The sequence below is a fragment of the Streptomyces sp. NPDC002076 genome (assembly GCF_053593835.1).
Genome location: NZ_JBSFDI010000003.1, coordinates 245,251 through 258,681 on the forward strand (window position 1 = coordinate 245,251; position 13,431 = coordinate 258,681).

Consider the following 13,431-nt stretch of genomic DNA (forward strand, 5'->3'; position numbering starts at 1 on the left):
TGGACAGATCGTCAGTGCACAAAGGACTCGGGACCGAGGCGGCCCCAGGCGACGAACGCCGCCAGGACGATGTAGACCACGTCGACCAGCATGAACCGGACCTCGTGACGCCGGAGCCGGGTGATCGCCGCACCGATCATCAGGATCACCAGGCCGAGGGCGGCCGACGGCACCAGGACCGGCGCGATGTCGAGCGCGGCGGGCAGGACCAGCCCCACCGCGGCCAGCACCTCCAGCGCCCCGATGGCCTTCACGCCGCCGCCGCTGAAATCGTTGACCCACTGCGAACTGGGCCCGAACGCGGCGATCCTCTCCTTCGCCATGACCACCTTGCCGCCGCCGCCGAGCAGGTAGGCGACGGCGAGCAGTCCGGTGACGATCCACAGTGCGAGGTTCATGACCTGTTCCCCTTGTTCCTGTCGTTCGCTGTCGGCCCTCTGAGACAGGGCACCCCGGCGGTCTGTGACAGGAGCGGATACGCTGCTGGACGTCTTGCGGATGTTCGAAGGGGGGAATCCGTGCCGGCAACAGCGGTTGGAACGGACGCGGACGGATACCGGTCGCTGCTGTTCTCCATCGCCTACGGGATGACCGGATCCGTGGGCGACGCCGAGGACATCGTGCAGGACGCCTTCCTCGGCCTGACCCGGGCGCGCCAGGCCGGGACCACGGTCGAGAACCTGAAGGCGTACCTGACCACCTCGGTGACGCGGCTGGGCATCAACTACCTCAGCTCGGCTCGGGTACGGCGGGAGACCTATGTGGGCGACTGGCTGCCCGAGCCGGTCGTCGTGTCCGCCGACCGGCCCGGCCCTGCCGAGCACGCCGAACTGTCCGACTCGCTGTCGATGGCGTTCCTCGTGCTGCTGGAGGCCCTCTCCCCGGTGGAGCGGGCGGTGTTCGTGCTGCGCGAGGTCTTCGGGTACGGCTACCTGGAGGTGGCGGGGCTGACCGGCAAGTCCGAGGCGAACTGCCGGCAGATCTTCGCCCGCGCCCGAAAGCGCATCGCCACCGACGGGCAGCCGGTCGAGACGCCGTCGGCCCCGGTGCGGCGGGCGGAGGGCGAAGAGCTCGCCCGTAGGTTCTTCGCGGCCGCCGAGGGCGGCGACATGGACGCGCTGCTCGACATGCTCGCCCCGGACGTGGTGTTCCACGGCGACGGCGGCGGCAAGGCGCGGGCGCTCGCGAGGTCGGTGACCGACCCGCGGCACGTCGCGCAGCTGCTGGTCGGGGGCCTTCGCCGAGTCCGGATGCTCGGCGCCTCGATGCGGGCGGCGTGGATCAACGGCCGGCCGGGCGCCGTGACCTACGACGCCGAGGGGCGCGTGGCCAGTGTGGTCGAGCTCGACATCGCCGACGGCGCGGTCCGGGCGATCCGCGCCGTCTCCAACCCCGACAAGCTCGGTCACCTCGGACCGGTGTCCGACATCGCACGGCTGCCGCAGAGGTGACGGCCCGCACACGAAACAGCCGGTGACTCCGAGGGAGTCACCGGCTGATCGGTGAGGGTGAGTGACGGGACTCGAACCCGCGACATCCTGGACCACAACCAGGTGCTCTACCAGCTGAGCTACACCCACCACGACCGGCGGTGGAACTTGTCGTTTCCCCGACCGGCCGAGAAGAAGTCTACAGGGTCCGAAGGGGTGCTCGCGCACACGTTTTCGCGCGGCGCACCTCGAGCCGTACCCCCGGGGGACTACTGCGCGGGCAGGACGTGCTTGGCGGCGATCGTCTTCGCGGTGTCGGAGTCCGGACCGGGCTGCGGGACGAAGATGGCCTCGCGGTAGTAGCGCAGCTCGGCGATCGACTCGCGGATGTCGGCGAGCGCCCGGTGGTTGCCGTTCTTCTCCGGGCTGTTGAAGTAGGCCCTCGGGTACCAGCGGCGGGCCAACTCCTTGATGGAGGACACGTCGACGATCCGGTAGTGGAGGTAGTCCTCCAGGGTCGGCATGTCCCGCAGCAGGAAGCCGCGGTCGGTGCCGACGGAGTTGCCGCACAGCGGGGCCTTGCCGGGCTCCTTCACGTACTCCTTCACATAGGCGAGGACCCGCTCCTCGGCGTCCTGGAGGGTCGTGCCGTTGGGGAGCTCGGCGAGCAGCCCGGACGCGGTGTGCATCTGACGCACCACCTCGGGCATCGTCTCCAGCGCCTGGTCCGGCGGGCGGATGACGATGTCCACCCCCTCGCCGAGTACGTTCAGCTCGGAGTCGGTGACGAGGGCGGCCACCTCGATGAGAGCGTCGTCGGACAGCGAGAGGCCGGTCATCTCGCAGTCGATCCACACCATGCGATCGTTCATGCGACCACCCTAAAGCGCACCTGAGCTTTTGGGTGCCCCCGTGTTCCGCAGGAAGTGCCGAGAGGGGCCGTCGCTCGTCTGCGGGTCCGTCGTGGCTGGTCGCGCAGTTCCCCGCGCCTCTACGGGGCGCTTCCGTCCTGCAAGCTGAAAAAAAGGGGGGCGGGATGTGCCCGCCCCCCTCTTCTCAGCTACCGCTCCGCGGCCCCGGCAGCAGTCCCACCGCGCCCGCCGTCTGGCGGCGGCTCTGCATCGGTACCCCGCTGTCCCGGTCCGGGTGCAGCATGGGTGCGTGGCCCACCGGTCCGGGGCCCGCGAGGCCCGTGGGCGGGCCCGGCTGGCCGGACGGCGGCATCGGCGGCTCCGTGTCGGCCGGCCGCTCGCCCTGCGGCCTGCGGGCCCGGTAGGCGGCCCGGTAGGCGGCGGGGGAGGAGCCGAGCTGGCGGCGGAAGTGCCCGCGCAGCGCGACGGGGGAGCGGAAGCCGCAGCGGCCCGCGACCTCGTCCACGGAGTAGTCCGACGTCTCCAGCAGCCGCTGCGCCTGCAGCACCCGCTGGGTGATCAGCCACTGCAGCGGCGCGCTGCCGGTCAGCGAGCGGAACCGGCGGTCGAACGTGCGGCGGCTCATATAGGCGCGTGCCGCCAGGGTCTCCACGTCGAACTGCTCGTGGAGGTGTTCCAGCGCCCAGGCGACGACCTCGGCGAGCGGGTCGGCGCCGATCTCCTCCGGTAAAGACCGGTCGAGGTAGCGCTCCTGACCGCCGCTGCGGCGCGGCGGGACCACCAGCCGACGGGCCAGCGCGCCGGCCGCCTCGTTGCCGTGGTCCGTCCGCACGATGTGGAGACAGAGATCGATTCCGGCCGCCGTACCCGCCGATGTCAGGACGTCGCCGTCGTCGACGAAGAGTTCCCGCGGATCGACGTGCACCGACGGATAGCGCTTGGCCAGCGTCGGCGCGTACATCCAGTGGGTCGTCGCCGGGCGGCCGTCCAGCAGGCCCGCCGCCGCGAGGACGAAGGCACCGGTGCACAGCCCGACTATGCGGGCACCCTCCTCGTGCGCCCGGCGCAGCGCGTCGAGCGCTTCCTCCGGCGGTGGCGCGGTGATCGAGCGCCAGGCCGGTACGACGACCGTCCCGGCGCGGGAGATCGCCTCCAGTCCATGCGGTGCGCTGAGTTCCAGGCCCCCTGTGGTCCGCAGCGGGCCCTCCTCGCCGGCGCACACCAGCAGTCGGTAGCGCGGCACGCCGGCGTCCTGGCGGTCTATCCCGAACACCGACAGCGGAATGGAACTCTCGAAGATAGGGCCGCCGCTGAACAGCAGCACCGCGACGATCTCCTTGCGGCGTCGCCCGGAGAGTTTCCGGCCTGCGGCTTCCGGCGCGGCAGTGGAGTCGTGGCTCATACTGCTAAGCCCCCCTCGGTGGTCGCGGCTCCTCGGTTGTGTCGCTCCTGCACGTTTCCCCTCGGTCCTGCACGAGTCCCCCGCCGTAAGAAGTCAAGATCGAATCTACTGGTTCCCGCGGTCGGGCGGTGACCAGTTCCACACGCCCCAGATTGTCGACATGACAACTTGGCGTGAAGCATTCGATCACGAAGCGTTGCACTCGCGGAGCGCGCAGGGAAGTGCGCCTTGTGGCAGTGGCCAAACCGCGTAGGGTGCACAGCCGCCCGTAGACCCTTTCCGTGCAGGTCGAACGGGGGTTGGAGGGTGGTCGGGGCCCCTCTTGGGCGGCATTCGGAAGTTGGCTGAAAAGAAGCGTTCGGGGGTACGAAAACAGGTCAGTCGACCGGTGTCTGTCGGCGGGTGTGACGTCCGCCTCTTTGCTCGGCGCAACGCGCCGCACAGCGCTCCGAGCGGCGCAGCAGGAAGCGGCACGCGGCCGTGACGGCGGCCAGGCCCAGGGCGGCCCCCGCCGCGCCGGCCAGCGAGGTGCCGCACCAGACCAGGACCACGGGGACGAGGACGCAGCTGAAGGCGGCCCAGCGGATCACATCGCTCACGGTGTCCGGCGCGGGCGGCGGCTCGGAGGTGGATCGACGACCGGGCATGACTCGTACTCCCTGTGGCGGCGGCTCATCCCGTTCAACGCCTGTTCGGCCACGCGGTCACCGGTCGTACATCTGTTGATCCTGTGCAAACCGCCTGTACGGGGCAGCAACCATTGCGTTACGGGCGCCGCTCGTGCATGCTCCGGTGAACCCCTACGGACGTCGGGGGACCGCTTACGGAGCGTGCGCGGGATCTGGGCTCGGGAGGCGTGCCGCCGTACCCTTGAGGGTATGGGGTTGGGAAGATGTTTCCCGGACACAGCTCCGCCGCACACTGTCGTCCCACCCATAAAGGATCACAACGCCGAGACAGCCATGGCCGGTCACGAATTCTTCGAACCCGCGGACCGCAAGCGACCGGTCGCCGACCCCACGGCGGCCGATCCCCAGGCGGCGGAAGAGCCACGCCCCAGCTGCGACCCAGCGTTCCGGCACGGAGTCGTCGTCGGCTTCGACGGCTCCACCTCCAGCGAGCGCGCCCTCGCCTACGCCATCGGCATGGCCCACCGTTCGCACTCGGGCCTGATCATCGTCCATGTCGCCAACCGGCTGCCCACCACCGTGTGGGCCGGCTGCGAGCCGCCCGTCTTCGTCGACGTGCCGGACCACCGCACCGAGGTCCTCGGCCTGGAGCTGGCCTGCGCGGACTATCTGGCCGAGGTGCCGTGGATCCTGGTCGAGCGGGGCGGCGACATCTGCCACGAACTCGAAGAGGTGGGGCGGGAGTACGAGGCGGACGCGATCGTCGTCGGCTCCACGCACGGCATCGTCGGCCGCATCTTCGGCTCCGTCGCCGGACGGCTCGCCAAGCGGGCGCGGCGACCGGTGATCGTCATTCCGTGACCCTGGTTCTCCGCGCCTCTCAACTCCCTTTGTGCAGCGCGAAACTACTCGCGCGTAGAGGTGGTTTGTGCCCTTGTGAAGGGCATATATCGGTCACCGCGCAACAGCACTGCATGAAGGGAGCCCGCCGTGGACAACGAAGTCTCTGCGGGAACGGGAAGCACTACCGTGGTCGGCCGACTCGCCCTGGGAATCACCCTGTTGGCGTTCGGGCTCGGTACGACCGGTGTCATTCACGGCGTAGCGGCGTCCGACGCCGTCTCAGTTGCCCACTATGTGGGCGGAGTTGCCCTGTTCCTCGTCGGCCTGCTGGCCTTCCGGGGCGGTGACAGCGCCTCCGGTACGGGCTTTGTGGCCCTCGGTGCGCTGTGGTTCACGTGGGCCGTCGCCGGCCACGGCTCGGCCGACGCGGCCGGACTCTTCCTGCTTCTCTTCGCCCTGGTCGCGCTCACCCTGACCCTCGCGGGCGGGGACAGCCTCGGACAGGTCATGCACGGGCTGCTGTTCCTGGCCATGCTGGTGCTGGCCGTCGCGGCCTTCGCCGACAGCTCTTCGCTGACCAAGGTCGGGGGCTGGGTGGCCGCGGTGTCCGGTGCGGTGGCCTGGTACGCGGCGACGGCCGCGGTCGCGCACTGGCCGACAGCGCTTCCTCGGCGTGCCGCCGGCCGGGGGGTGACGGCCACCGGCTGATATGCAGCGGCACGGCATGGACCCCCACGTGTTTGGTGGCACACGTGGGGGTCCCCTTTTTGCGCCTGAACCGGCGCCGCTCTCGCGGACGTGGTTGCTCGCCGCGGGGGTTGCTCAACTATCGCTTCCGTGGTCGCGTGAATTTCCTACTCGACCGTCACCGACTTCGCGAGGTTCCTCGGCTTGTCGATGTCCCGGCCCAGGGCCTTCGCCGTGTGGTACGCCAGGAGCTGGAGCGGGATGCCCATCAGGATGGGGTCGAGTTCGTCCTCGTTCTTCGGGACGACGATCGTCTGGTCGGCCTTCTCCTGGTGCTGGTGGGCCACCGCGAGGATCCTGCCGCTACGGGCCTTGATCTCCTCCAGGGCCGCGCGGTTCTTCTCCAGCAGGTCGTCGTCGGGGACGATCGCGACCGTGGGCAGGGCCGGCTCGATCAGGGCCAGCGGGCCGTGCTTCAGCTCGGAGGCGGGATAGGCCTCGGCGTGGATGTAGGAGACCTCCTTGAGCTTCAGGGAGGCCTCGCGGGCCACCGGGTAGCCCCGGACGCGGCCGATGAAGAGCATTGAGCGGGCGTCGGCGTACTGCTCGGCCAGCTCCTTGATCCGCTCCTCCTGCTTGAGGATCTCGGTGATCTGCTCGGGCAGCTTCCGCAGGCCCTCGATGATCCGCTTGCCGTCGCGGACCGAGAGGTCACGGGTGCGGCCCAGGTGCAGGGCGAGCAGCGCGAAGGCGACCGTCATGTTGGTGAAGCACTTGGTCGACACCACGCAGACCTCGGGGCCGGCGTGCACGTAGATGCCGGCGTCCGCCTCGCGGGCGATCGCCGAGCCGACCACGTTGACGACGCCGAAGACCCGGGCGCCCTTGCGCTTCAGCTCCTGGACGGCGGCGAGGACGTCGTAGGTCTCACCGGACTGGGAGACGGCCACGTACAGGGTGTCGGGGTCCACGACCGCGTTGCGGTAGCGGAACTCGGACGCCGGCTCGGCGTCGGCGGGGATGCGGGCCAGCTCCTCGATCATCTGGGCGCCGATCATGCCCGCGTGGTACGAGGTGCCGCAGCCGAGGATCTTCACGCGGCGGATCTGCCGGGCCTCGCGGGCGTCCAGGTTGAGGCCGCCGAGGTGCACGGTGGAGAAGCGGTCGTCGATGCGGCCGCGCAGCACGCGGTCCACGGCGTCGGGCTGCTCGAAGATCTCCTTGTGCATGTAGGTGTCGTGGCCGCCCATGTCGTACGACTCGGCCTCCCACTCCACCGTGGTGGGCTCGGCGGTGGTGCGCGTGCCCTCGGTGGTGTAGGTGCGGAAGTCGTCGGCCTTGAGGGTGGCCATCTCGCCGTCGTCCAGCGTCACTATCTGGCGGGTGTGCATGACGAGGGCGGCGATGTCGGAGGCGACGAACATCTCCTTCTCGCCGATGCCGAGGACGACCGGGGAGCCGTTGCGGGCCACCACGATCCGGTCGGGGAAGTCGGCGTGCAGGACCGCGATGCCGTAGGTGCCCTCGATCAGCCGGACCGCCTGGCGGACCTTGTCCTCCAGCTTCTCGGCGGTGGAGCGGGCGATGAGGTGGGTGAGGACCTCGGTGTCGGTCTCGGAGAGGAACTCGACGCCGTCCGCCTCCAGCTTGCGGCGCAGGTCGGAGGCGTTGTCGATGATGCCGTTGTGCACGACGGCGACCTTGTTGTCGGCCGACATGTGCGGGTGGGCGTTGATGTCGGAGGGGGCGCCGTGGGTGGCCCAGCGGGTGTGGGCGATGCCGGTGGTGCCCTTGAAGCGCGCCGGGACCTTGGCCTCCAGGTCGCGCACCCGGCCCTTGGCCTTGACCATCTTCAGGCCAGGAGTCTTCGGGGAGGTGACGACGATGCCCGCGGAGTCGTAGCCGCGGTACTCCAGCCGCTGCAGGCCCTCCAGGAGGAGAGGGGCGACGTCACGCTTCCCGATGTATCCGACAATTCCGCACATATATAGGTATCCCGTATCCCTCGGTCCGTGGTCCCGGCCGGTTCTCAGCCGTAGACGATGCGGCGCAGCTGCCTGAGCGTCAGCTCCGGCGGTGCCACCGCCCGGTATTTCAGGTCCGCCTCGATCCGTTCGAAGATCTCCGCGTTCAGCAGGCCCTGGGCCTGCAGCTCGCGGTGGCGGCGACGGACGAAATCCTGGGTCGTCTCGTCGAAAAAGGCGAGCACGTCCTGGATCACCCGCAGTGCCTCGCCCCGGCTCAGGGGCGTGGACCGCGTCAGATGATCAACAAGTTCGTCGTGCACCCGTAGATCCTGGAGTACCGCCGCCGGTTTCGCAAGAATCGTGCCCGATTTCGGGCAGAGGCCTGGTGCGGGGCTGTTGGATCTCTGTTCGTGGGCTGTCCACTTTGTGTCTTGCGTCTCGTTGTCCGGACCCACGAGTTTCGGACGCCATGGACATTCCTCGTATGGGAGTACCCGACAAGCTGGCCGAGCGCATGAGCATGGCCGAGCAGCACGAGTACCTGCGCGCCAGATTCTCCCGGCGCACCATGATCAGAGGCGGTGCCGTCACCCTCGGCGCCGTCGCCGGTGGCGCGTTCGTGCCGGGCGCCACCGCCCAGGCGGCCGTGCCGACGCAGGCCACCGCCCCCGCCACCGAGACGGTCGACGGCGCCCTCGTCGCCCCCTTCGGCCGCCACCTCGCCTACGGCAACGACCCGCGCACGGAGATGACCGTCTCCTGGCAGGTCCCGGTCGCCGTGAAGAAACCGTTCATCCGCATCGGGGCGCAGCCCTGGGACCTCTCCCGCAAGATCGAGGCCGAGGTCCGCAGCCTGTACACCCCGGCCGGCGTCGGCGCGAGCGGCGACCACACGCAGTACTACCTGCACGCCAAGCTCACCCACCTGCGCCCCGGCCGGACCTACTACTACGGCGTCGGCCACGACGGCTTCGACCCGGCCGAGCCGCACCTCGCGGGCACCCTGGGCACCTTCACCACCGCCCCCGCCCACAAGGCGCCGTTCACCTTCACCGCCTTCGGCGACCAGGGCGTCAGCTACCACGCCCTGGCCAACGACAGCCTGATCCTCGGCCAGAACCCGGCCTTCCACCTGCACGCCGGCGACATCGCGTACGGCGACCCGGCCGGCCAGGGCAAGGCCACCGACACGGGCTTCGACTCGCGCACCTGGGACCAGTTCCTGTACCAGACCGAGTCGGTCGCCAAGCAGATCCCGTGGATGGTCTCTTACGGCAACCACGACATGGAGGCCTGGTACTCGCCCAACGGCTACGGCGGCGAGGAGGCCCGCTGGACCCTGCCGGACAACGGCCCGGACGCGAAGAACCTGCCCGGCGTGTACTCCTTCGTCCACGGCAACACCGCGGTCATCTCGCTGGACCCGAACGACGTCTCCTTCGAGATCCCGGCGAACCTGGGCATCTCCGGCGGAACCCAGACCGCCTGGTTCGAGGCCCAGCTGAAGAAGTACCGGTCGTCTGACGACGTCGACTTCATCGTCGTGTTCTTCCACCACTGCGCGTACTGCACGTCCACGGCACACGCCTCGGAGGGGGGCGTGCGCCAAGAGTGGGTGCCGCTGTTCGAGAAGTACCAGGTGGACCTGGTCATCAACGGCCACAACCACCAGTACGAGCGCACCGACGTCATCAAGGGCGGCCAGGTCACCAAGAAGCTCCCGATCGGCGGCACCGTCTACCCCGAGACCGAGGGCGTGGTCTACGTCACCGCAGGCGCGGCGGGCCGCAGCCTGTACGCGTTCAGCGCCCCGGACTCCTACGAGGGCAACGAGCACGAGGTCGACTCGGTCGCGTCCTTCATCAACACCAAGGACGGCAGGGTCAACGAGACCGTCACCTGGTCCCGGGTCCGCTACCTGAACTACTCCTTCCTGCGCGTGGACGTCTGCCCCGCGCCGAAGGGCCGCCAGACCACGCTGAAGGTGTCGGGCATCGCCGAGACCGGCGACCGCATCGACCACTTCACGGTGTCCCGCACGGCCAAGTAACTCCCTGAGCCGGGCCGCGGGCGGTCCTCACACGCGCTCTCACATGCGCTTGAGGACCGCCTGCTTGGCCAGGGCGAACTCCTCGTCGGTCAGCACCCCGTCGCGGCGCAGCTCGCCCAGCTCGCGCAGCCGCCGCAGGAGGGCGTCATGGTCGTTCCCGGCGGCCGGCTCCTCGGCGAGGGGCACGGGCCGCAGGCGTACGGCGTCCTCGTCGGCGGAGGACGCGGGATGCGGCAGCCGCGCCTGTACGGCGGCGGCCACCAGCGCCATCAGCGGATCCTTCTTGAACCCCCACAGCTCGACCGCGTTCGGGTCGTACTTGGGCGGCGCCGACACCGGCGCGCCGCGCACCAGGAAGCGCAGATGGCCGTTCTCCAGACCGGCCGCGGGCTGCCACTCCACGCCGGTGACGTCCGCGAGGGGGATCGTGCGCGGGCCACCGGAGGACTTGGCGTCCTCCGTCTTCCAGTTCCACTCCAGCCGCACCCGCTCCCCGTCGAAGCCCGCCGTGCCGTCCCCGGCGGAGGCGGACACCGGCAGCGGCGGCCCCGGCAGCAGGTACCCGTCGACCGGATCCGGTGAAACCCCGTCCAGCAGCAGGGCGTTGCGCACCTCGTCCGCGAAGTACTCGGCGACGCCGTACCGGTCGGACTCCACCGTCAGCTGGTACGGGTCGTTCGGCTCGGTGAGCCGGCCGCCGGTGGCCTGCGTCAGCGGATCGGCGCCGTCGCGCAGCCGCAGCCTCAGCCGCCCCGACCTCCGCCCCTGCTCGAAGGAGACACCGGCCAACGCCCCCAGCGGTACGACGAGTTCGCCCAGCTCGCGGCGGAACAGGCTCACGTTCTTGTCCCGCCCGGGAGTGAGCCGCAGGGCATCGCCGTCGAAGGCCCAGGTGCCGTCCTTCTGGATGATTTCCGCCATGGAGGGATTGTTTCACCGGAACTGCGGGAGAGTGGTCTCGACCACATCTGAAGGGAGCGCATGTGAGACGGAACCACAGCACGACTCCCCGAACACCTCGCATCCTCGGATCACTGCTGCTTCTGGCGGCGGCCGGGGGCTTCACCCTCGGCGCGGCCCCCACGGCGCAGGCGGCCGCCCCGACACCGCTGGACCGGATCGTCCCGGCGCCCGCCTCGGTCGAGCCCGGCGGGGGCCCGTACCGCATCACCTGGGCGACCGGCGTCCACGTCGACGACTCCGCCGAGGTCCGCGGCATCGGCGCCTACCTCACCGGCATCCTGCGGCCCTCCACCGGCTATCGACTGCCGATCACCACCGGCCAGGGCGGCGGAGGCATCCGGCTCCACCTCACCCAGGGCGACTTCGGCGCCGAGGGCTACCGGCTGCACAGCGACCCGGCCGGCGTCACCATCACCGCGAGCGCCCCCGCCGGCCTCTTCCACGGCGTCCAGACCCTCCGCCAGCTGCTCCCGGCGGCAGTCGAGAGGAGGACCGCCCAGCCCGGTCCCTGGCAGATCGCCGGCGGCACCGTCGAGGACCGCCCCCGCTACTCCTACCGGGGCGCCATGCTGGACGTCTCCCGGCACTTCTTCACCGTCGCGCAGGTCAAGCGGTACATCGACCAGCTGGCGATGTACAAGATCAATGAGCTGCATCTGCACCTCAGCGACGACCAGGGCTGGCGCATCGCCGTCGACTCCTGGCCGCGCCTCGCCACCTACGGCGGTTCCACCGAGGTCGGCGGCGGCAAGGGCGGCTACTACACCAAGGCCGAGTACCGCGACATCGTCTCCTACGCCGCCTCCCGCTATCTGGAGGTCGTCCCCGAGATCGACATGCCCGGCCACACCAACGCGGCCCTCGCCTCCTACGCCCAGCTCAACTGCAACGGCGTGGCACCCCCGCTGTACACCGGCACACAGGTCGGCTTCAGCTCGCTGTGCGTGCCGAAGGACGTCACGTACACCTTCGCGGACGACGTCATCCGGGAGCTGGCGGCCCTCACCCCCGGCCGCTATCTCCACATCGGAGGCGACGAGGCGCACTCCACCAGCCACCCCGACTACGTGAAGTTCATGGACCGGCTGCAGCCGATCGTCGCCAAGTACGGCAAGACCGTCATCGGCTGGCACCAGCTCACCGGCGCCCACCCGGCCAAGGGTGCCCTCGCCCAGTACTGGGGCCTGGACGGCACCAGCGCGACCGAGAAGGCCCAGGTCGCCGAGGCCGCCAGGAACGGCACGGGCCTGATCCTGTCCCCGGCGGACCGTCTCTACCTCGACATGAAGTACACCAGCGGCACCAGGCTGGGCACGAAGTGGGCCGGTTACGTCGAGGTCCAGCGGTCGTACGACTGGAACCCCGGCAACTACCTCCCCGGCGCCCCGGCTTCGGCCATCCAGGGCGTGGAGGCCCCCCTGTGGTCGGAGACCCTGAAGACGTCGGCCGACATCGAGTACATGGCGTTCCCCCGCCTCCCGGGCGCGGCCGAACTGGCCTGGTCCCCGGCGGCCACCCACGACTGGAACACCTACAAACTCCGCCTGGCCGCCCAGGCCCCCCGCTGGGACGTACTCGGCATCACCTATTACCACTCGCCGCAGGTCCCCTGGCCGAAGAGCTGATCACCCACTGAAGCCAAAACGACGGGCACCCCGGAGAACCGTACTCCGGGGTGCCCGTCCTTGATCCTTGGATCTTTGCCAATGCAATTCAGAGGCAGGTGTGGCTGTCACCCGAATTGCATGTCGGACCGCTGGAAATTCGCTGTCAGTAGGCGCTGTTGACGTTGTCGATCGAGCCGTAGCGGTGGTACGCGTAGTTGCAGGCGGCGGTGATGTTGGCGACCGGGTCGTAGATGTCCGACGAGGTGCCCGGCACGTGGTACGCGTCGAACGTCGGCTGGATCACCTGGAGCAGGCCCTTGGACGGGGTGCCCTTGACGGCGTTGGAGTCCCAGAGGTTGATGGCCTTCGGGTTGCCGGAGGACTCTCGCATGATGTTGCGGTGGATGCCGTTGTAGGTCCCCGGAATGTTGTTCTTGGCCATGATCGCCAGGGAATGCTTGATCCAGCCGTCCAGGTTGTTGGTGTAGGTCCCGGTGGAGGCCGTGGCGGTCTTGGCCGTCGCGGTCTTGGCGGTGGCGGTCTTGGCGGTGGCGGTCTTGGCCGTGGCGGTCTTGGCCGTGGTGGCCGAGGCCGACCCGGCGGGCAGGGTGAGGACCTGTCCCGTCCGGATGATGTAGGGGCTGGCGAGGTGGTTGGCCGAGGCGATGGCCTGCCAGCCGCCCGGCACGTGGAGGGACCGGGCGATCGAGGCCAGGTGGTCGCCGGCCTGGACGGTGTAGGCGGTCTTGCCGGTGGGCGCGGCGGTGGCGGCCTGAGCGGCACCCGTGGCCGTGCAGGCCAGGACGAGCGTGCCGGTGGTGACGGCGCCGCCGGCGAGGAAACGGCGGGCCCGGGATGAGGGCTTGCGGGCATGACGGGGCATGGAGCGGTCCTTTTCCGGGAAATTGATCACCCGCAGTTGCCGGTTCCCCTCGGCAAACAGCACTGCATTTCGTTTAGCGGTGCGCTGCGGCGGGAACA

General features: G+C 69.7%; 13 protein-coding genes and 1 tRNA gene. 5 read left to right on the top strand and 9 right to left on the bottom strand.

The window, feature by feature from the left end:
* Window positions 1-11: 11 nt before the first annotated feature.
* Window positions 12-398 carry a DoxX family protein gene (locus ACWCQS_RS08370; protein WP_451003710.1) on the bottom strand — a complete coding sequence of 129 codons (387 nt, stop codon included), beginning with the start codon at window positions 396-398 and terminating at the stop codon, window positions 12-14.
* Window positions 399-518: 120 nt separating this feature from the next.
* On the opposite strand from ACWCQS_RS08370, the gene sigJ reads away from it, so the two are divergent.
* Window positions 519-1,451, top strand: a complete 933-nt coding sequence (gene sigJ / locus ACWCQS_RS08375; protein ID WP_451003711.1) for an RNA polymerase sigma factor SigJ — start codon at window positions 519-521, stop codon at window positions 1,449-1,451.
* Between the two features lie 56 nt (window positions 1,452-1,507).
* Here the strand turns inward: sigJ and ACWCQS_RS08380 are convergent.
* The 4 genes from ACWCQS_RS08380 to ACWCQS_RS08395 all read right to left on the bottom strand — a co-directional run bounded on the left by ACWCQS_RS08380 (window position 1,508) and on the right by ACWCQS_RS08395 (window position 4,351).
* Window positions 1,508-1,580 (bottom strand) — tRNA-His (locus ACWCQS_RS08380).
* A 119-nt stretch (window positions 1,581-1,699) separates the two neighbouring features.
* Window positions 1,700-2,302, bottom strand: coding sequence for an oligoribonuclease (gene orn, locus ACWCQS_RS08385; protein WP_450984839.1), 603 nt, complete (start codon window positions 2,300-2,302; stop codon window positions 1,700-1,702).
* Between the two features lie 184 nt (window positions 2,303-2,486).
* Window positions 2,487-3,704 (bottom strand): helix-turn-helix domain-containing protein, encoded by a 1,218-nt coding sequence (locus tag ACWCQS_RS08390; protein ID WP_451003712.1) that lies wholly within the window; start codon window positions 3,702-3,704, stop codon window positions 2,487-2,489.
* Between the two features lie 377 nt (window positions 3,705-4,081).
* A complete protein-coding gene (locus ACWCQS_RS08395; protein ID WP_451003713.1) occupies window positions 4,082-4,351 on the bottom strand; it encodes a hypothetical protein in 270 nt (89 codons plus the stop codon).
* A 315-nt stretch (window positions 4,352-4,666) separates the two neighbouring features.
* On the opposite strand from ACWCQS_RS08395, the gene ACWCQS_RS08400 reads away from it, so the two are divergent.
* Together ACWCQS_RS08400 and ACWCQS_RS08405 are read left to right on the top strand one after the other, a co-directional pair.
* Window positions 4,667-5,194 carry a universal stress protein gene (locus ACWCQS_RS08400; protein WP_451003714.1) on the top strand — a complete coding sequence of 176 codons (528 nt, stop codon included), beginning with the start codon at window positions 4,667-4,669 and terminating at the stop codon, window positions 5,192-5,194.
* 129 nt (window positions 5,195-5,323) lie between these two features.
* On the top strand, window positions 5,324-5,884 hold the full coding sequence (locus ACWCQS_RS08405) for a GPR1/FUN34/YaaH family transporter (protein ID WP_451003715.1): 561 nt from the start codon (window positions 5,324-5,326) through the stop codon (window positions 5,882-5,884).
* A 146-nt stretch (window positions 5,885-6,030) separates the two neighbouring features.
* On the opposite strand, the gene glmS is transcribed toward ACWCQS_RS08405, so the two are convergent.
* Window positions 6,031-7,848 (bottom strand): glutamine--fructose-6-phosphate transaminase (isomerizing), encoded by a 1,818-nt coding sequence (gene glmS, locus ACWCQS_RS08410; protein WP_451003716.1) that lies wholly within the window; start codon window positions 7,846-7,848, stop codon window positions 6,031-6,033.
* A 44-nt stretch (window positions 7,849-7,892) separates the two neighbouring features.
* A complete protein-coding gene (locus ACWCQS_RS08415) occupies window positions 7,893-8,150 on the bottom strand; it encodes a hypothetical protein (RefSeq protein ID WP_450984869.1) in 258 nt (85 codons plus the stop codon).
* A 164-nt stretch (window positions 8,151-8,314) separates the two neighbouring features.
* Here ACWCQS_RS08415 and ACWCQS_RS08420 point away from each other — a divergent pair, with 164 nt between their 5' ends.
* Window positions 8,315-9,880 carry a fibronectin type III domain-containing protein gene (locus tag ACWCQS_RS08420; protein WP_451003717.1) on the top strand — a complete coding sequence of 522 codons (1,566 nt, stop codon included), beginning with the start codon at window positions 8,315-8,317 and terminating at the stop codon, window positions 9,878-9,880.
* A gap of 39 nt (window positions 9,881-9,919) precedes the next feature.
* On the opposite strand, the gene ACWCQS_RS08425 is transcribed toward ACWCQS_RS08420, so the two are convergent.
* Window positions 9,920-10,801 (bottom strand): DUF4429 domain-containing protein, encoded by an 882-nt coding sequence (locus ACWCQS_RS08425; protein WP_451003718.1) that lies wholly within the window; start codon window positions 10,799-10,801, stop codon window positions 9,920-9,922.
* Window positions 10,802-10,863: 62 nt separating this feature from the next.
* Here ACWCQS_RS08425 and ACWCQS_RS08430 point away from each other — a divergent pair, with 62 nt between their 5' ends.
* Complete coding sequence (locus tag ACWCQS_RS08430) at window positions 10,864-12,468, top strand: beta-N-acetylhexosaminidase (RefSeq protein WP_451003719.1); 1,605 nt, start codon at window positions 10,864-10,866, stop codon at window positions 12,466-12,468.
* 145 nt (window positions 12,469-12,613) lie between these two features.
* Here ACWCQS_RS08430 and ACWCQS_RS08435 read toward each other — a convergent pair whose 3' ends face one another.
* Window positions 12,614-13,333, bottom strand: coding sequence for a LysM peptidoglycan-binding domain-containing protein (locus ACWCQS_RS08435; protein WP_451003720.1), 720 nt, complete (start codon window positions 13,331-13,333; stop codon window positions 12,614-12,616).
* Window positions 13,334-13,431: the final 98 nt, after the last annotated feature.

Excerpts from the sequence above, each read along its gene's own strand:
- glmS (WP_451003716.1), bottom strand. The coding sequence starts at position 7,848 with ATGTGCGGAATTGTCGGATACATCGGGAAGCGTGACGTCGCCCCTCTC.
- orn (WP_450984839.1), bottom strand. The coding sequence starts at position 2,302 with ATGAACGATCGCATGGTGTGGATCGACTGCGAGATGACCGGCCTCTCG.
- ACWCQS_RS08370 (WP_451003710.1), bottom strand. The coding sequence starts at position 398 with ATGAACCTCGCACTGTGGATCGTCACCGGACTGCTCGCCGTCGCCTAC.
- ACWCQS_RS08390 (WP_451003712.1), bottom strand. The coding sequence starts at position 3,704 with ATGAGCCACGACTCCACTGCCGCGCCGGAAGCCGCAGGCCGGAAACTC.
- ACWCQS_RS08420 (WP_451003717.1), top strand. The coding sequence starts at position 8,315 with ATGGGAGTACCCGACAAGCTGGCCGAGCGCATGAGCATGGCCGAGCAG.
- ACWCQS_RS08435 (WP_451003720.1), bottom strand. The coding sequence starts at position 13,333 with ATGCCCCGTCATGCCCGCAAGCCCTCATCCCGGGCCCGCCGTTTCCTC.
- ACWCQS_RS08395 (WP_451003713.1), bottom strand. The coding sequence starts at position 4,351 with ATGCCCGGTCGTCGATCCACCTCCGAGCCGCCGCCCGCGCCGGACACC.
- ACWCQS_RS08400 (WP_451003714.1), top strand. The coding sequence starts at position 4,667 with ATGGCCGGTCACGAATTCTTCGAACCCGCGGACCGCAAGCGACCGGTC.
- ACWCQS_RS08425 (WP_451003718.1), bottom strand. The coding sequence starts at position 10,801 with ATGGCGGAAATCATCCAGAAGGACGGCACCTGGGCCTTCGACGGCGAT.